Raw genomic sequence first — 16,129 nt, forward strand, 5'->3', positions numbered from 1 at the left:
GAGTCTCTGCGCTTTGTGCGGCATGAAAAATACAGCGAAACGCGGCTTACTGATCAAATACCGCTTCAAAAGTGTGCTCTGCTGTGCGGACTCCATGACCATCCGGACACCCATTCCACCAACATCCGGACACTGATTCCACGCGCTTGTGCATGAGCAATTTCAGCGCTACCCAGGGCGTCGGGTCGCCGAACTGCTCGTGCAACAGGTCCCGGGCCCGATACACCACCCCCAGCAGCCGCTCAACACGATAACAACGACCACGGCCGTCAGGTTATCCAGCGCGGTACCGGCCAACGCACACTCGAACAGCCGGTCGGCGGCGGCTGCCATGGCGATGTTTATTCCGAGGCAGGACTCAAATTATTGGAGAAGCTTGATCAACACCGAAGTCATTGCGACGAGTGTCGAGCAGGCTCGTTGCAGTGTCACTTGCCCGTAAGAATCGAAGATCAGGCGCAGGAACTTGCGCCCTTCGAGTCCTTTAGCTTCAGATACGGGTTGTCGTACGGCCTCTCAGTGAAAATCAGCCGTGGATCCTTGAGCAAATAGCCCTTGATGTCCCGGGCTTTGCGCGGGCCTTTGATCTCGCAACACCAAATATTCAGCCCCCCTTCGCTCTTGTGGTGCAGGTTCAGCTTCTCAAAGCTGCGTTGAACCCAGCGCCAGTCGCTGGTCCCCTGCTCCTTGGCTATACGGGCGGTTTCGGGGTGTTCCTGGGCATAGCGCTGAAAGATCTTCGGCGTAACCAGAAAGGCCGTCTCGGCGACGCTATGGACCGGTGCATGAGCGTCGTTGAGGGCGATCGTGTGCTTGAGGATGCCATGGCGTAACCAGGCCATGAACGCTTCACCCAGGTCCTTGCCCTTCACATCTGAGGCTGGCAAACGGGCTGGAGGGGTGGACTCACGTGGCGCAGGGGGCTGGCGCATAGGCGATGGACTGGTCTTGGCAGCGGCAGGTCCTAGGACCTCATGGCGATACGTGTCCGTTGCGCTGTCCTCATCCAACAGTCGAAACCAGTCGGGGGGCTCTCCAAGTGCTTGCACCTGCATCTGCCCATCCTCGTCATGGAGCGGTCCCTCGTCTAGGGCAAAGTGGGTCTGAGTAGAGTCTTGCATCCAGCCAGGCTCGGTGTCCCAGGGTAGGGCCTGTTCGGGCGACGAATGATCTACGGCAGGTGCATCACTGCTTTGCCCAGTAGTTTCAGTCGTCGTTTCAACAGTGATCGTGCCGCTGAACACCGGAGGACGTTTGCCCTCCTCCCAGAGCAACGCCGGCGAGACTTTGAGGAATGTGAGGGTCTTCGTCCACTTGCCACTCTGCACGGTGGCGGTCCAGATCGCTTTGCCCTCGACGTTGATCTGAATGATCGCGTTATCCTGAAGCACATTGAACAGGGTGGCATTTGAGGACGGAATCCCATCCGCACCTTGAGACAGCAAGTGAGCACGCAGCTTGTCTGCCACTGTTTTGCTGACCAGCCACAGGCTGTCATCGGTGAGCCAACCGTCTGAAGCACGCGCCTGGTTCAACTTGAGCTGCTCGTTGACGAGATAGCGCAGCCCTTCAATCAACTGACGTTGAAGGGAGCTCTTCGGCGCGGCCAATGCCTTAACGGGATTACCTCCCAACTCCTGCGCCACCGAGGCCTGGTCAGCCTGACTGACCAACTCGCCCAGGGTGCCGGCATGTTCGTATTGTCCGGCCAATGCATAGATCAGCGCACTCCAGGGATCGGGGTAGGTGCTCAGCCAATCGAGAATCGACGATGGCAACACTTGCAGTGAGAGCAAGCCCGTCGCGGCGCTGTGGAGCTTATAGGGACGCCCCTTCACGTATTTGAAACGATATGCGCGGTTCATGGGGCCCTGCCATGGATGCCATACCGCTCCATCGTCCAGGTGCACTTCCACGTCGACTGCGACTTTTCCAAGGTCGTGCAACAGGGCCGCGTACGTGATGGTCGCTGTCCAGGCCTCGGTTTGCTCCGCTTGGGTTTCAGGAGTCGCGCCCATAGGCAACAGGTGTGACTGCCGAATTTTCAGGGCATAGGCCACGATTTCCAAGCCGTGATCGAGCATACCGCCGGGATAAGCATGGTGGTGGTTTTCCGAGGCCGGCAGTTGTTGAACCAGTTCAGCGTAGCGTTCGATGGGACGTAGATAGAGGTCGGAAAACTGTTTGCGTGACAACGAAGTGCGCTGCCAGATGTGCTCCAAGAGCTTGCGCCGGCGCGGGGTCGACAGCAGCTCAGTGGCCGTCTGGGGTAGGTGGTAGTCGGATGAAATAGTCTTGTGCGGTGGCTCGTGATCATCTGCCTTTTTCAATTTGAATCGCCAGAACATTCAGCCTGCCATCCGTGTGATGTGGGGGAGCCTTTTGGCTATTCAGTGCACGAATGACCTTTTTCGGGTAAGCCCTTTGCCCTTCGCTTTGCTTCCCTTGGCCCCTTCCGTTTGCCGTTCCTTTTATGGCCTTTTTGGGGCACTGAGCTCCAGCGGAAAACAGGATTGGGCCAATGTGTATTTATCTGTCGAAGGCAGGACCAAGGCATATCAGCCGGATGGAGCACGGGAAATGACACGACGCGGGAGACGTAGCCTCCCCCAAGGCCCCCAAGTTGAAATATCCGACACCCTCCGTCTGAAAGAGCGGACTAGACCGCAGGGGCTCTTTTTCTCATGCTGAAGGGGTGTCCTGCTGACGTTGTCGGCAACATGCCCAGGTAGCCCGGATCTAAAAGGCTACGACGCGATGATCGCGTTGATCACCACCGGACCGCTTTCGCATTCATCACCGCGGTCAGTCGTCAGAGCCTTTGACGGCGAATGCCTACTTCACCACCACCCAATGGGGAATCACTTTCCCTGAGGGACGAGTGCTTCCCCATTTCCTCTTGAAATTGGAGACACTCATGACGACTCAAACTCAGCCTACTGCCGAAGAAAAAAAGTACTTCAACCTGTACCTTCAAGGCATCGGATACCTCAACAATGTCAGGACGATCACCCGTAATAGGCAGTCATACCTGAAGCTCTCTGTTGCGGCGATCCAAGGCCCGGTAGACAACGCCGATTACACGTACTTCGACTGCACGGTGGTCGGCACCGAGGCGAAGCAGCTCATCAGTAACTGCGTACAAGAAATCAACTCAGGTCAAACCGTCCTGGCTTGCTTCACACTCAGCGACCTTTTGGTCAGTCCCTTTATCCATCAGAAAAGTGAGCTGCGAGGTCAGCCAGGCGCTGGCCTGACTAGCAACTTGCTTTCTCTATCCATGATCAAAATCAATGGCGAAGTGGTGTATGCCGCACCGACCAAGGAAAGTACCTCAGACGTCATGCCATCGAATGCATCAGAGACATCCGATGCGTTGGAGACAGTAGCTACGCCGGAGGCGACTGATGACTCTGAGATCACCAGCAGCGGTCATCCAACCAGCATTACAGAAGATGCAACGCTCGCGCACGACGCGGCCTGATCCATTACCTACCCAGGCGCCCTAACCGGCGCCTTCTTTCACCTTCGGGGCATCCGCCCCTAGGGGATGGCGTGCCTCCATGACTGGATACAGAGGTTGAGGTCATGAGTTCTAACCCTGCTTTTAGCGTCAAGCGGGCTTCAGCCGCACTGAGCACCGCGCAGGAAGATCTGTTGATCAAAAAGGCCATGCAGATTCTGGATCGGCGGCTATTCACTCGAGGTCCTAAGCTCGAGAATCCGCCGGAGGTCAGTGACTTCCTCAAATTGAAACTGGCGGGGATAGACCACGAGGTCTTTTCCGTGCTTTTCCTGGACATCAAACACCAAGTCCTCGCGTTTGAAATAATGTTTCACGGGGACATTGGCCACACCAGCGTTCATCCCAGGCAGGTGATCAAGCGTGCAATCGCGCACAACGCCTCAGCGATCATTGTGGCTCACAATCATCCTTCGGGGTGCACCACGCCCAGTCAAGCCGATCGCGCACTGACCCAACGGCTACGAGAGGCCCTGGCACTTATTGATGTGGTGTTGCTGGACCACATCATAGTCGGTGCCGGTGATCCACTGTCCATGACCCAACATGGGCTGATGTAACCCTTATCAAGGCGCCCCCCTCGGGCGCCCTCTTACTTCCCGAGCGGCTTCCGCTTATCCCAGCTGGAAAACTTCACGCGGGGGGCATTCCTGCGTTCCGGACGCCTATGTCATCGAAACGTCGCCTACTGAATCAGGAAAGCGAATCGAGCGTTTCACTGTTCAGTCGTCGAGGTTTTCAGCCAGAAGAGCGACCAGTTCCATAGGACTGCGGCTGTTGATCACGTTGTAGATCAGGTCGCGCTTGGACCGTGGTAGCTTCTTCACGCAGCTCTTGGCCGATGCCCTCACCGCTTCATCCGTACCATGAATACGTGCGGCCAAGAGCAGCACAAGAACGACGTCAGAGAGATTCATCACGAGGGTCCAAAACAAAGAGCTCGCAGTGTAGCGACTCTTGGACGATCGTAAATCCCTATCCACGCGCTGGATGGTTATCGGCAAGCAACCTCGAGATCCTGTTCTGACCACATTGAAGCATGAAGACTTCAGTATACTGAGAGGCCCCTTTATCCAAGTCCGCGGATTGAAATGCAGAGCCACAAAAGCCGAGCACTCGCACCGCCTTCCAACTGGACCCCACCGGCTCTGGCGGAACGACATACATGACGACAGCCGTCTCCCTCACCACTCGTGAGGTTTACCAGGTGCTCAAAGAGATCGCTCTGGGTGTACGTACCCAGCGTCGGCTGAGCGCGCAGTCCTGGAACGAGATCCATACCGGGCCTATGTCCGTTGAGGTCGATAGCTGGACGCTTACACTTTTCAACGACGGCGATACCCTGCATCACTGTGAGGATGCGACCTGCCCTGCCGGGCGAGTGGGAACGCTCGAAGATTGGCAGCGTTACGGAACCAACCCAGTTGATCTACTGAGCGCCTGGGAACTTCAGCAGTTGGAGCACATGCTCGCCAGTCTTTGATGCCCCCATCATTCGCCTTCGTCATACTCAACGCCACGGGTTAAAGCGCTAACTCCTCCTGGCCGAAAGCTTGAGTATTGATCTGCAAGACGGCCTAGACCGATAACACCCAATACTGGCTCCCTCCCAGCAGCAACCACCCGAAAAACACATCGCCCCAAATCCTGTTTGTTTGCGGCGCCGACCGCGCTGATTTGCAACTGTGTTCTCACCACTGCGTGAGGACACATGGATGTTTTTCTCCCCCATTCGGCCTTTGGCCACCGCTGTAAAACTCGCCTTGCCGTTGACGCTGATTGCACTGTCGGGCTGCGCATCGTTGACGACTTCGTCTGCCCCAACGGAGGTCATACCTCCTCCCGTCTCAAAGGTCTCACGTTCGCCCCAGGTTCAGTGGCTGCAGCCTGAACGTTCGCCTGTTCAGCGTGAGGGGCGTTACACCCTTGCCAGCACGTTGCCTCGAACCGAGCAGTTGGATCTGCTGAGCCAGGTGATCGATATTCGCGTGCCGGATACGGCGAACCCGACGGTCCAGGAAGCGATGCGCTACGTTCTGCGCCATTCAGGCTATCGGTTGTGTCCGGCGACCGGCACGGGGAATGGCGGCGTGCAGGTGCTGTATGCCCATCCTTTACCTGCCGCGCACTACCGGCTTGGGCCCATCACCGTACGCAATGCACTGCTGACGCTGGCCGGGCCAGCCTGGCACGTGAAGGTTGACGAAAAGGCCCGCAGCATCTGCTTTGTGGCGCGAGACGGTGTAACTGATCAGCTACCGACAACCGTGGTGGTTGACGCGGTGACGGGGACAACGGGAGCCGTCTCCTCGCCTGCGGCACTGCCGCTGGGAGGTGGGCGATGAAGCGTCCCACGCTGTTTTCGATCATTTGGGGCGCCACGCTGATTCTATTGGCAGGCACGACGGTCTACCTGGGAAGCAAACTCTCGACGCTCTCCAGTGCTGTGAAGTCGATGCCCTCCCATGAAGGCTTGGAAAGCATCCAGCTGCACCTGAAAAAGGTGGATACCGAACTCGAGGGTTTGCAGTCGTTGAGTTGCGTGACAGAGGCGGACTTTCAAGCCGCGCAAAAGTCAGTCCTCCAACGACTCGAAGCCTTGGCGGCAGAGCGTTCCGTAGAGACCGTCGTCTCAGGTCTCACCGCGCTGACCACTCAGGTGGAAAGTACCGAAGGCGCATTACTGGCACTCAAGGCCGCCGTAGAAGCCCCGTCTTCTCCAATCACTACGCCGCCTCCCTCCTCTGCTGCTGAGCGTGGGTCTTCATCAACCGCACCCAAGGTCTCACGTCCCCGCAAAACCGGCACGAGTAAATCCGTGCGACTGCCCTTCACCCTCGTAGGTCTGGAGTCACGTGGCGGCGAGCTGTTCTTGGCGGTGGCGCTCACGGGCGTGCGGCGACTGGAGGACATTGAGTTGCTTCGGCCGGGTCGGGTGTTCTTGGGCTGGCGCGTGGAAGCGTTTGAGCCGGGCAAGTCCCGATGGATACGGCCTGACGGTGGTTCGCTCATCGTCTCAATCCCGTGAGGGCTGCACGATGAACAGATCCCCACTTTGTCTGCTCCTGAGCGGCCTCAGTCTGTTACTGCCTTCGGTGGTACAGGCCGAAACACTCATCCCTCAGGCTTTCGAAAACACGTCACACACCCAACACCAGGAACACCCAACTCAAGCCATTGAGCTGGCCCGGGCCACCGAATGGGGTCTCAAGCCCGAAGAGTGGCAGCGTTATCGCCACTTGATGCAAGGCCCGCTCGGTGTGTACTCGCCCAACCTCGATCCGCTGACAGCGTTGGGCATTGAGGCACGAGATCCGCAGGAACAACAGCGCTATGCCGAACAGCAGGTGCAAGCGGAGTTCGACCGCGTGCAAAAGCTGCTGGCGTACCAGAACGCCTACAATGATGCCTTCCAACGTTTGTACCCCGGGCAACTGCCCGTGAACCTGATCGGCACCGAGAACACGGCCCAGGCGTCTCCTGTTATTTCATCGGCGCGGTTGGCGGTGTTTGTCACCACCAGTTGCCAGAACTGTCCAGAGCGCGTCAGGCAGCTTCAGCAAGCGGCGCAGGGTTTCGATCTGTACCTGGTCGATAGCCTGGGCAAAGACGACCGTCTTCGGGCCTGGGCCAAACGAGTCGGCATTGCCCCCCAGAAGGTACTCAACCGCAACATCACCCTCAATCACGACGCCGGCCACTGGGCTCGTCTGGGCGACAACGGTGCCTTCCCTGCCGTCATGCGGCAGGTTTTTGGCCAATGGCAGCGGCAATGAGTCGGTGCCGTTTGTGGCCGTGTGCCGGTCTGGTGAGTGGTGGTCTGTTGGCTTTGCAGGTCAGCGCGACCGCATTGCCGCCGCCCGCTTACCAATGGGCCACCCGAGGCACCTCCGTCCCCTCGTCCGTGTTGTACGCGCTGGCCCTTCAAGAGAGCGGCGCCCGCGTCCGTGGTCGACAGGTCCCCTGGCCCTGGACCCTGAATGTGGCAGGCCTGTCCTACCGCTTTGCGGATCGGCGCTCGGCGTGCAGCGCCCTGCTCCAGGCCCTCCAGACAGTCAGTGCCAAACAAGTGGACGCAGGCCTGGGCCAGATCAACCTGGGCTGGAACGGTGAGTACTTTGCGCATCCCTGCGAGGCTCTGGACCCGTACCGCAACCTGACCGTCGCCACTGCCCTGCTCCTGAAACACAAATCCCCAGACAGCGACTGGACCACCGCCGCGGGCCGCTACCACCGGCCTGCCGGTGGCCCCCCCGCCAAACGCTATCGCCAGGCTTTTGCCCGACACCTCACTCGCCTGACCATCCCCAACCTTCAAGGAATGAAGACCCCATGACCCCAACACATCATCCACGCTCTGCGTTTGTCACCCGCGTATCACTGGCCACTCTGGCGCTGGGCGCAGTGGCAAACCTGTTGTGCTCATCCACCCACGCCGAACTGATCGTCGTTGATGACCGAGGTGGTGCCTCGACGCTGGCCTATTACCGCTCGCTCAACCTGTTGCCCGATGAGCAGACGGCCAAGGCCATGACCTTGCCGCCGGTGCGCACCCTCGCGTACAGCGAAGCAGATATGTTGCCGGTGAAGTCCCCATCACTGAGCCCAGGAACCTTCGAGAACCGCGTGCATGACGCCGCCGGATTACAACCTGTGTTCCTGGTGGGCGATGACGAGCTGTCACGGCAGTGGCTGCAGCGCCGTGGCGATGTCTTGCGTGAAATCAAGGCTGTGGGCTGGGTGGTCAACGTGCAGCAAATGGCAGCCCTCACGGAACTGCGTACCCTAGGCACCGGACTGGACATGGTACCCGCCGCTGCAGATGACCTGGCCCAGCGCTTGGGAATTGAGCACTACCCGGCACTGGTAACGGCTACCGGTATAGAGCAGTAGTCATGACCCAGTCCCACACCATAGAGGCCCTGCTGCGGCCTGCGGTGGAACTCTACACCGTCGTGGTGTGTGCCATCGGGGCGTACCTGAGTCTGTTTGCGCCCTGGTCGCTGGCGTTGACGCCGCAGTTCGGGGTCGGGGCAGCGGTGTTCTTTCTGGGGTTCGGCGCGATGCGCCTTCGTCAGGCGCTGGTGGTATTGCGCTACCGGCGCAACATCCGCCGTCTGCCGCGCTATGTGATGACCAGCAAGCAGGTGCCCGTGAGCAACAGCCGACTATTTATCGGCCTCGGTTTCAAGTGGGAACAACGGCACACCCAGCGCCTGATGCAGACCTACCGGCCAGAATTTCGTCGCTACGTGGAGCCTACGGCCGGGTTTCAGACCGCTCGCCGCCTGGAAGTGCGCCTGGAGGTGGCGCCCCTTCCGTTAAGCTTGGTGCCCCGCGTTACCGCCTGGGACAGCCCACTCAATCCGGTACGTCCTTTGCCGCCGGTGGGCGGTTCCCCTCGTCTGCATGGCGTTGAACCCAATGAAGTCGAGGTGTCCCTACCGCTAGGAGAACGTGTCGGCCACAGCCTGATCCTGGGTACGACCCGTGTCGGTAAAACCCGGTTGGCGGAGTTGTTCATCACCCAGGATATACGCCGCAAGAAGATGATCAACGGACTGCCAGAGTTCGAACCAGTGATCGTATTCGACCCCAAGGGCGATGCGGACCTGCTCAAGCGCATGTTTGTCGAAGCCAAGCGTGCCGGGCGTGAGGATGAGTTTTATGTCTTTCACTTGGGCTGGCCGGACTTTTCCGCGCGCTACAACGCCGTGGGCCGTTTCGGGCGCATCTCCGAAGTGGCCAGCCGCATCGCCGGTCAGCTTTCGGGGGAAGGCAACAGCGCGGCTTTTAGGGAGTTTGCCTGGCGCTTTGTCAACATCATTGCACGGGCGCTGGTGGAACTGGGGGTCCGCCCGGACTACCTGAAGATTCAGCAGCACGTCATCAATATCGATGCGCTGTTTATCGAGTACAGCGGTTATTACTTCGCCAAGCACGATCCCAGGGCTTGGGATGTGATTGTCACGATTGAAGGCGCCCTGAACGAAAAGAACACGCCCTACAACATGCGAGGCAGGCAGAAACGCGTAACGGCCATTGACCAGTACCTCTCTCAAACCCGAGTAGCGGACCCGGTGATGGATGGACTGCGCTCGGCGATCCGCTACGACAAGACCTATTTCGACAAGATCGTTGCCTCGCTCCTCCCGCTGCTGGAGAAGCTCACTACAGGGCGTATGGCCGAGCTGATCTCGCCCAACTACACGGATCTCAACGACCCCCGGCCGATTTTCGACTGGATGCAGATCATCCGTAAGCGCGCGATTGTGTACGTCGGACTCGATGCCCTGTCCGATCCAGAGGTGGCCGCCGCCGTGGGCAATTCGATGTTTTCGGACCTGGTGTCCGTGGCCGGTCATATCTACAAGTTCGGCATCGATGACGGTCTGCCAGGTGCTGTCCAGGATCAGAAAATCCCCATCAACCTTCACGCCGACGAGTTCAACGAGCTGATGGGTGATGAGTTCATTCCGATGATCAACAAGGGCGGCGGCGCCGGCATCCAGGTCAGCGCTTACACCCAGACCCTCAGCGACATTGAGGCCAAGATCGGCAACCGGGCCAAGGCCGGTCAGGTGGTGGGCAACTTCAACAATCTCTTCATGCTGCGGGTGCGCGAGACCGCTACCGCCGAGTTGCTGACCCGGCAGTTGCCCAAGGTAGACGTCTACTCGACCACGCTGGTCAGCGGTGCGACGGACAGTTCGGACCCCACCGGCAGTACCGACTTCACCAGCAATACCCAGGACCGGGTCAGTTCTACCAGTGTCCCGCTGATAGAGCCTGCCCACATCGTCAGTCTGCCGAAGGGACAAGCCTTTGCCCTGATCGAAGGCGCCAATCTCTGGAAAGTCCGTATGCCCCTACCTGCCCCCGATCCTGATGAATGCATGCCCAAGGACCTGCAAACCCTGGCCCATCACATGCGCAAGCGCTACATCGATGGCGGTGGCGAGTGGTGGATGAGCAGTGGGACGCGGGCGCTGGATGAATCACTACCGGCGGATCTGCTGGAGCAAGCGCACCAGGCCAAGACCGCCTCGACAACTGCAGAGGAAGCTCAACCATGAAAGGAAAAATCCGTGTGAAGCTGCGTTTCGTTCACCTTCGGGCACTCACGTCGGCGACTCAGACGGTCTCCCACGTCTTGCATCAGCTACTGATCGCTGCTCGATGGGGGGCTCATGAAGGGAATGATCTGTTTGACCGCTTTAGCAAAAACGGTCTGTCTCCGCGCTGGATCAACGCGATCCAGATTCGGGTAGTGGACCCGGTTGCTGGTCCACTGTTGGTCTGCTTCGAGCCCGTGATCGTCACGGTGTCCTGATCAGGAGAGAATCATGGCCACCAGCACCGACACCGCAAAAAGCCAACAACCACAACGCGATAAGGGCCTGATCAGCAGAGTCCTGGGGCTGCCCTTCACCCTCCTCGGCATTTTGTTGGTGTCGTTGTTTTTCAGTGTGGTAACCGAGTGGATCGGGCTGTATTTCTTCTGGCCGGAGGAAGGCTGGCATCACTCGCGCGACATGCTGAACAGCGAGCTGGAGTGGTTGTCGGCAGCCTTTGTCCAGAGCCTGCTGATTGAGCAGCCCGGGCAAACCGCTCGTTGGATCATCGGCCTGGCGTACGAATGGGGTTTCGAGAAAACCGGTCTGATCCACTGGATCACCCAATCCGCCGAGCAGGCCCGATTGAACAGTAACCGAGGGACAGGATTTCAGTACTATCTGGGGCTGGTCTATGTGCACCTTGAAGACTACGGGCTGGCGGCGGTGTATGCAGCGCTGACCTTTCTGGCGCGAATTCTGATTTTGATACTGACGCTACCGTTGTTCCTGATGGCGATCTTCACGGGGCTGATCGATGGCCTGGTGCGTCGGGACTTGCGGCGCTTTGGCGCGGGGAGAGAGTCTGGGTTCATCTACCATCGGGCGAAACGGATGATCGTGCCGCTGTGGATCGCGCCCTGGATCATCTACCCCGCGCTGCCGATGACCGTGAGCCCTTTGCTGGTGCTGTTGCCCAGCGCGGCAGCCTTGGGGGTGGTGGTGAGCATTTCGGCGGGCAGCTTCAAAAAGTACTTGTAGCCCCTCGTGACCATCAAATACGGCAAAGAACCACACAGAGAACGCACTCAAGCATCACTCTACTGACCATTTACCCCCTCTTTCCTACCGTCAGATCCTCGTCATCGACCAAAACGTGTCATTTGCGCAGCAGGTCGATGTTCTGGTTGATGCGGCCCTGGATCATGCCCAGGGTGTCTCGGGTGATCAGTTGCGGGAACAGGTTATCGGCAATGGCCGCAAACTGGACGGCCACATCGCAAACAGTATCAATGATGACACCGGCCATTTCCTCTGCGATTTCAGCTTCGCCTGCGAGGCGGAGCATTCCCTCACGTTTAATCGCCATGGCCTCACCCATCACATCCATCTGGTGGTACCCACTCGGTCCTTCGCAGAAGGTCACGTCGTAGGCCGGCGCCAGCTTCCATTCGCCAGTTGACGACATGATGTAAGCGAAGTTCTTGGGGTGGTCGTCTCGGTTGTTGAACGCGACATTGAAGACCGCACGCTCAAAAGCGACCGCTTTCTCTCGCACATCGTTGGTGCACATCTGGGTCGCACGCAAGAAATTGACGTAGTCCAAGACCCCCGGAACCTTGTAATCACCGCCGGTAAAAGCGGCGAGACTTTGCATGGGTACACGCTGACCGTCTTGACGGTCAAAGCGCTTACTCGCAAAAGCAGCCAGCCCATCGGGCAGACTGAAATAATGCGTGTCCGGGGTCTGGATACCGCACATGCGTAAGCACTCGGCGTAGACCATTTCGATAGCGCACACCTCGGAATGCTCTTCTTTGGCCGGGAACTTGATCAACCAGGCTTCGAAACCCGGCGTGACGGCAGTTGTAAAGGTTCCAGTTTGAGGGTTGCGATAGACCAAGGCTTTTGGCCTCGCACCTTGAGGCGAGCCCCCCACCAGCAGCAACGTTTGCAGGAACGCCCCACCTTCCCCCTGGAGTACTTCTCGTACCTCGGTCGCGAGCAACTCGAGGGAGATATCCACGCCCAGCTCCTGCCCCTCCGGTGCTACTGGCTCAAACGACATGGCCCCCATAGCATTGTTGCCAACGTAAGCCAGCCGCTCCAGCGGCCCTATACGTGCAGTATTGAGGCGGCGACTCCTGAACAAACGGTCCATCAGCAACATGCCCCAACCGTCAGGCAACGAGTCATAAACAGGGCCTGGCAAGCCCAACTGGTGGGGCGGGAAGTCTCTGCGTAGCTTAGCCCCGTCCAACGGAAGCCTGAAGGATGAAAGCTCCAAGCCTTTGAGCTTCGCCTCATCGCTGTACTCAAACACAATTTGTGGACGCCCAGTGAGGACGGTCGTAGACATCAGCGTGCCCCACAGCCAACGTTCACCCCAGCCATCGTAGTAGACGTTAACTTGCTCAAGCATTGTCAGACTTCTTCTTACTGGTACGAAGGCGACGAGCGCTGTTTTCATAGCGGCGAATGTCTTCAAGACTGTCCAATTTTGGCAAGAACAATCCTTCGAGCTCTTTGGTTCGACCGAGAACCATCGCCACGCGGACCACATTCTCGAACCCCACATTGCGCCCAGATTCCAGGTTGGACACCGTGTTGGCACCAATACCGGCGCGACCGGCCAAATCAGCTTGCGTCATCTGCAGAGCCAATCGCTCCGTGCGAAGTCGTTCGCAGAGTCGCTTGACGACCTCACTTGGCTTACTAAAGCTTAAATCCAACATATTGTGTCTTCCCGTGGCTGAACCCCACTCAATACCCAATATTATAGAATTAATCGAAATTCAGCTCAAGATGATTAATTCCCAAATCGTGTGATTTATATGGATGTTTTACACATTAACCACAATTTACTGGGATTAACGCAAAACCTATCTGGGAGCGCGAACCCTGGCTCGCAAATCGAAACCTCCGCTCGCCGACTATCCGAGACTCATCAGAATCGGTGTTGGCGGCATGATGCCCACCGCCACATGAAGCTTGGCGCTAAACATTTTCACCGGTATCGCCAGTGTGAATACTCACCTTCTATCCCTTCACTCAGAAGCCCTAGATCTTGATGCCAAGGGCGGGTTACCGCCAGGGCGGTACTGCCAGCATCACCAGCGTTTGCTCCCTATGGGTGACTGGCGCGACTTGGTCGAAGCCAAAAACGAGGAAATGGGGTCGACCGGCTCAACCGATCAGATTTAACGAGGGAAACACCTCGCTGTTAAACCGAGGGAGTTCAGGCGCTTGGCAGCAGCATCAATTTAACGGGGAGTTGGTGTCCGGTTTTGAAGGGACAAGTCCACTACCTATCCGACGCACTACATACCTATAGAAGTGGAGGCATGCATACAGTTCGATGGAACACTACATTTCAATCTAGCCATAGCCCAAAGCAGTCTTCTGGCCCCGAAAAACCACTCGACCAAATCCTGTTTTCTGGCTGTTGCCCGCCTCGTTTTTCGGCACGCTCGTTGACCCATCTTCGAGCGGATCGACCCCATGCCCTACCCCCAACCTCTTCGATGTATCGCGTTAGTGGCGAGCCTCGCCGTGCCTCAGGTGATGGCCGAGCCAACAGCTCACGAACGTGCCCAATTGAGTCTGGTGCTGCGCCAACTGGAGGCCGTCACACGGCAGGTGAATGCCCATGCTGCCGTGCCTGTCGATGAGCACGCGCGCTTCACCTTCGACTACGCCCGCCTCTCTGCCGACCTGGAGCAGGTTCGCGGCGGTATTGAGGGCTACCTCACGCCCTCACGCGCCCAACCTCGTATGCCGCCTGAGTTGACCGGCCACTACACCCGGTCCACAGGGAGATCCCCATGAGCATGAGTGCCTCGCAGCTCAGCGCCTTTCAGGCCATGGGCGGTTTTACCCCGCAACAAAGCACCACCTTGCTGATTGGCCTGGCCCTGGCCGGCGCGCTGATTTTCGCCGCCTGGGCCCTCGTCACCGGCTACCGGGGTTGGGCCAGCGGCCAACTCTCCCAGGGGAAGTTCGCCGGACTGACCGCGAAGGTGTTGTTGATTTACCTGCTGCTCACTTTTCTGTTGCTGCACTGACCCGTTTTTTGGAATGACCCCTGCCATTGGAGGCACTTGATGAAAACCCGTATTGGTTTAAACCGCGTCACCCACCTCTTCTCGCACTGCGCCTTGGCCTGCTCGGCCGCCTGGTCCCGCTGGACACTCGCGGCGCTCCCGGAAATGGAGGCCCCGAGCCGGGGTGAATCGGACAGTATGATCCAGACCCTGCAGGACCATGCCTTCGACATCCTCTCTCTAATCGCCCTGGTTATCGCCGCAGCTGCGTTCTGTGGTGTGGCCTATCACGCCTATACCACCTATTCCGAAGTGCAAAACGGCAAGAAGACCTGGGGCCAGTTCGGGCTGACCTGCGGGGTGGGCGCGCTGCTGTTGGTGATCATCATTTGGCTGCTGACCAAGGGCACGGACGTGCTGTGAGGAGGCCCTGCGATGAAACAACACTCAGATCACCTACTGCCCGACGGCACCCTTCGGTTTCTGCCGTCACGCCTCAATCGTCAGCCGGTCATTGTGCTGGGGCTTACGGCCGATGAGATGTGGATCTGCGTCGCTGTCAGCGCGGTGATCGGCGTTGGCCTGGGAGTTGGCATTGCAATGCTGTTTCAGAGCCTGGCCCTGGCCCCCACGACGTTGGTGGTGTGCACGGCGCTGGGGCTGCTGGTGGGCGGCAAGCTGCTACGTCGCCACAAACGTGGCAAGCCGGAGACCTGGTTGTATCGCCACCTTCAATACGCCCTCGCGACACGCTGGCCGGTGCTCACGGCCTGGGTCGGCGGTGCGGACCTGGTAAGGCGCTCTGGGCGCTGGAGCACCCGCCGGAGCCGACGCCCATGAGCCGTTTCAAGAACGAAGTGGCCCGACTGGAGTCCCACCTCCTCTCGCTGCGCATCGGCTGTGGGTTGCTCTTCGGGGTGGCCCTGGTCATGGGGTTGGGGTGGTGGGACGCCCCCCGGAACCTGACCATCAACATCCCGCCGGACCTGCGCTCCGGCAGCACCCGCAAATGGTGGGAGGTGTCACCAGAGTCGGTGTACACCTTCAGCCTCTACATCTTCCAGCAGCTCAACCGCTGGCCGGCCGACGGTGAGAAAAACTATCCACGGGCCATTCAGAAGCTCTCGGCCTACCTGACCCCGCAGTGCAAATCGCAGCTCGAAGGCGATGCCCAGAAACGCCAGACCGCCGGCGAGCTGCGCGGCCGAACCCGGGGCGTGTTCGAGATGCCTGACCGGGGTTTTGGCGATGATCCCGAACAGCGCGTCAAGGTGTTGGGGCGGGACAACTGGGTGGTGAACCTGGACTTGGTGACTGAGGAGTTTTACGGCTCGGAACGGATCAAGCAGGCCTTCGTGCGCTACCCCCTTCAGGTGGTACGCCGGGACGTGGACCCGGAGAAAAACCCTTTTGGCCTGGCCCTGAACTGCTACGACGGCGCGCCGCAACGCATCACCCCACCACCCGCCTCTACAAACAATCCTGCCACTGCTATGCAAGGAAGCTAG

The 16,129-nt window shown here is 58.7% G+C and carries 20 protein-coding genes and 1 pseudogene; 16 read left to right on the plus strand and 5 right to left on the minus strand.

Annotated elements, in window-relative coordinates; genetic code table 11:
• Window positions 1–133: 133 nt before the first annotated feature.
• Both M5B96_RS31265 and mobH read right to left on the minus strand, forming a co-directional pair.
• Window positions 134–238, minus strand: a pseudogene (locus tag M5B96_RS31265) (serine/threonine protein kinase); the annotation flags it as partial.
• Window positions 239–452: 214 nt separating this feature from the next.
• Complete coding sequence (mobH, locus tag M5B96_RS31270; RefSeq protein WP_248800901.1) at window positions 453–2,348, minus strand: MobH family relaxase; 1,896 nt, start codon at window positions 2,346–2,348, stop codon at window positions 453–455.
• A 569-nt stretch (window positions 2,349–2,917) separates the two neighbouring features.
• Here mobH and M5B96_RS31275 point away from each other — a divergent pair.
• Window positions 2,918–3,484 (plus strand): DUF3577 domain-containing protein, encoded by a 567-nt coding sequence (locus M5B96_RS31275; protein WP_248800903.1) that lies wholly within the window; start codon window positions 2,918–2,920, stop codon window positions 3,482–3,484.
• 104 nt (window positions 3,485–3,588) lie between these two features.
• Complete coding sequence (gene radC / locus M5B96_RS31280) at window positions 3,589–4,083, plus strand: RadC family protein (RefSeq protein ID WP_248800905.1); 495 nt, start codon at window positions 3,589–3,591, stop codon at window positions 4,081–4,083.
• A gap of 162 nt (window positions 4,084–4,245) precedes the next feature.
• Here the strand turns inward: radC and M5B96_RS31285 are convergent, their stop codons facing one another.
• Window positions 4,246–4,440 carry a hypothetical protein gene (locus M5B96_RS31285; RefSeq protein WP_103498434.1) on the minus strand — a complete coding sequence of 65 codons (195 nt, stop codon included), beginning with the start codon at window positions 4,438–4,440 and terminating at the stop codon, window positions 4,246–4,248.
• Between the two features lie 248 nt (window positions 4,441–4,688).
• Here M5B96_RS31285 and M5B96_RS31290 point away from each other — a divergent pair, with 248 nt between their 5' ends.
• The 9 genes from M5B96_RS31290 to M5B96_RS31330 all read left to right on the plus strand — a co-directional run bounded on the left by M5B96_RS31290 (window position 4,689) and on the right by M5B96_RS31330 (window position 11,619).
• On the plus strand, window positions 4,689–5,006 hold the full coding sequence (locus M5B96_RS31290) for a hypothetical protein (protein WP_248800906.1): 318 nt from the start codon (window positions 4,689–4,691) through the stop codon (window positions 5,004–5,006).
• A gap of 232 nt (window positions 5,007–5,238) precedes the next feature.
• Window positions 5,239–5,868: a PilL N-terminal domain-containing protein gene (locus M5B96_RS31295; protein ID WP_248800908.1), complete on the plus strand. Its 630-nt coding sequence runs from the start codon at window positions 5,239–5,241 to the stop codon at window positions 5,866–5,868.
• Window positions 5,865–6,551, plus strand: coding sequence for a hypothetical protein (locus M5B96_RS31300; RefSeq protein ID WP_248800910.1), 687 nt, complete (start codon window positions 5,865–5,867; stop codon window positions 6,549–6,551). The genes M5B96_RS31295 and M5B96_RS31300 overlap by 4 nt, the downstream gene beginning before the upstream one ends.
• Window positions 6,552–6,561: 10 nt before the next feature.
• The gene (locus M5B96_RS31305) at window positions 6,562–7,299 is read left to right on the plus strand and encodes a TIGR03759 family integrating conjugative element protein (RefSeq protein WP_248800912.1); all 738 of its coding nucleotides are present in this window, start codon (window positions 6,562–6,564) and stop codon (window positions 7,297–7,299) included.
• Complete coding sequence (locus M5B96_RS31310; protein ID WP_412548675.1) at window positions 7,284–7,859, plus strand: lytic transglycosylase domain-containing protein; 576 nt, start codon at window positions 7,284–7,286, stop codon at window positions 7,857–7,859. Before M5B96_RS31305 ends, M5B96_RS31310 begins: the two co-directional genes overlap by 16 nt.
• Complete coding sequence (locus M5B96_RS31315) at window positions 7,856–8,416, plus strand: integrating conjugative element protein (protein WP_248800916.1); 561 nt, start codon at window positions 7,856–7,858, stop codon at window positions 8,414–8,416. The genes M5B96_RS31310 and M5B96_RS31315 overlap by 4 nt, the downstream gene beginning before the upstream one ends.
• 2 nt (window positions 8,417–8,418) lie before the next feature.
• Window positions 8,419–10,599, plus strand: a complete 2,181-nt coding sequence (gene traD / locus M5B96_RS31320; protein WP_248800918.1) for a type IV conjugative transfer system coupling protein TraD — start codon at window positions 8,419–8,421, stop codon at window positions 10,597–10,599.
• A complete protein-coding gene (locus M5B96_RS31325) occupies window positions 10,596–10,856 on the plus strand; it encodes a hypothetical protein (RefSeq protein ID WP_248800919.1) in 261 nt (86 codons plus the stop codon). Before traD ends, M5B96_RS31325 begins: the two co-directional genes overlap by 4 nt.
• Before the next feature lie 13 nt (window positions 10,857–10,869).
• Complete coding sequence (locus tag M5B96_RS31330; RefSeq protein ID WP_248800921.1) at window positions 10,870–11,619, plus strand: TIGR03747 family integrating conjugative element membrane protein; 750 nt, start codon at window positions 10,870–10,872, stop codon at window positions 11,617–11,619.
• Between the two features lie 118 nt (window positions 11,620–11,737).
• Here the strand turns inward: M5B96_RS31330 and M5B96_RS31335 are convergent, their stop codons facing one another.
• Window positions 11,738–13,000 (minus strand): type II toxin-antitoxin system HipA family toxin, encoded by a 1,263-nt coding sequence (locus M5B96_RS31335; RefSeq protein ID WP_248800922.1) that lies wholly within the window; start codon window positions 12,998–13,000, stop codon window positions 11,738–11,740.
• Window positions 12,993–13,313, minus strand: a complete 321-nt coding sequence (locus M5B96_RS31340) for a helix-turn-helix domain-containing protein (RefSeq protein WP_248800924.1) — start codon at window positions 13,311–13,313, stop codon at window positions 12,993–12,995. Before M5B96_RS31340 ends, M5B96_RS31335 begins: the two co-directional genes overlap by 8 nt.
• Before the next feature lie 766 nt (window positions 13,314–14,079).
• Here M5B96_RS31340 and M5B96_RS31345 point away from each other — a divergent pair.
• Genes M5B96_RS31345 through M5B96_RS31365 form a run of 5 tightly spaced genes read left to right on the plus strand, consistent with a single transcriptional unit; the run spans window position 14,080 to window position 16,129 of the window.
• Window positions 14,080–14,406 (plus strand): RAQPRD family integrative conjugative element protein, encoded by a 327-nt coding sequence (locus tag M5B96_RS31345; protein WP_248800926.1) that lies wholly within the window; start codon window positions 14,080–14,082, stop codon window positions 14,404–14,406.
• Window positions 14,403–14,642 (plus strand): TIGR03758 family integrating conjugative element protein, encoded by a 240-nt coding sequence (locus M5B96_RS31350; RefSeq protein WP_248800928.1) that lies wholly within the window; start codon window positions 14,403–14,405, stop codon window positions 14,640–14,642. The genes M5B96_RS31345 and M5B96_RS31350 overlap by 4 nt, the downstream gene beginning before the upstream one ends.
• Before the next feature lie 39 nt (window positions 14,643–14,681).
• Window positions 14,682–15,044, plus strand: coding sequence for a TIGR03745 family integrating conjugative element membrane protein (locus tag M5B96_RS31355; RefSeq protein WP_248800930.1), 363 nt, complete (start codon window positions 14,682–14,684; stop codon window positions 15,042–15,044).
• Between the two features lie 12 nt (window positions 15,045–15,056).
• On the plus strand, window positions 15,057–15,461 hold the full coding sequence (locus M5B96_RS31360; protein ID WP_248800932.1) for a TIGR03750 family conjugal transfer protein: 405 nt from the start codon (window positions 15,057–15,059) through the stop codon (window positions 15,459–15,461).
• On the plus strand, window positions 15,458–16,129 hold the full coding sequence (locus M5B96_RS31365) for a PFL_4703 family integrating conjugative element protein (RefSeq protein WP_248800934.1): 672 nt from the start codon (window positions 15,458–15,460) through the stop codon (window positions 16,127–16,129). The genes M5B96_RS31360 and M5B96_RS31365 overlap by 4 nt, the downstream gene beginning before the upstream one ends.

Origin of the sequence: Pseudomonas sp. MWU13-2105 (assembly GCF_023242315.1) — a bacterium.
Lineage (GTDB): Bacteria > Pseudomonadota > Gammaproteobacteria > Pseudomonadales > Pseudomonadaceae > Aquipseudomonas.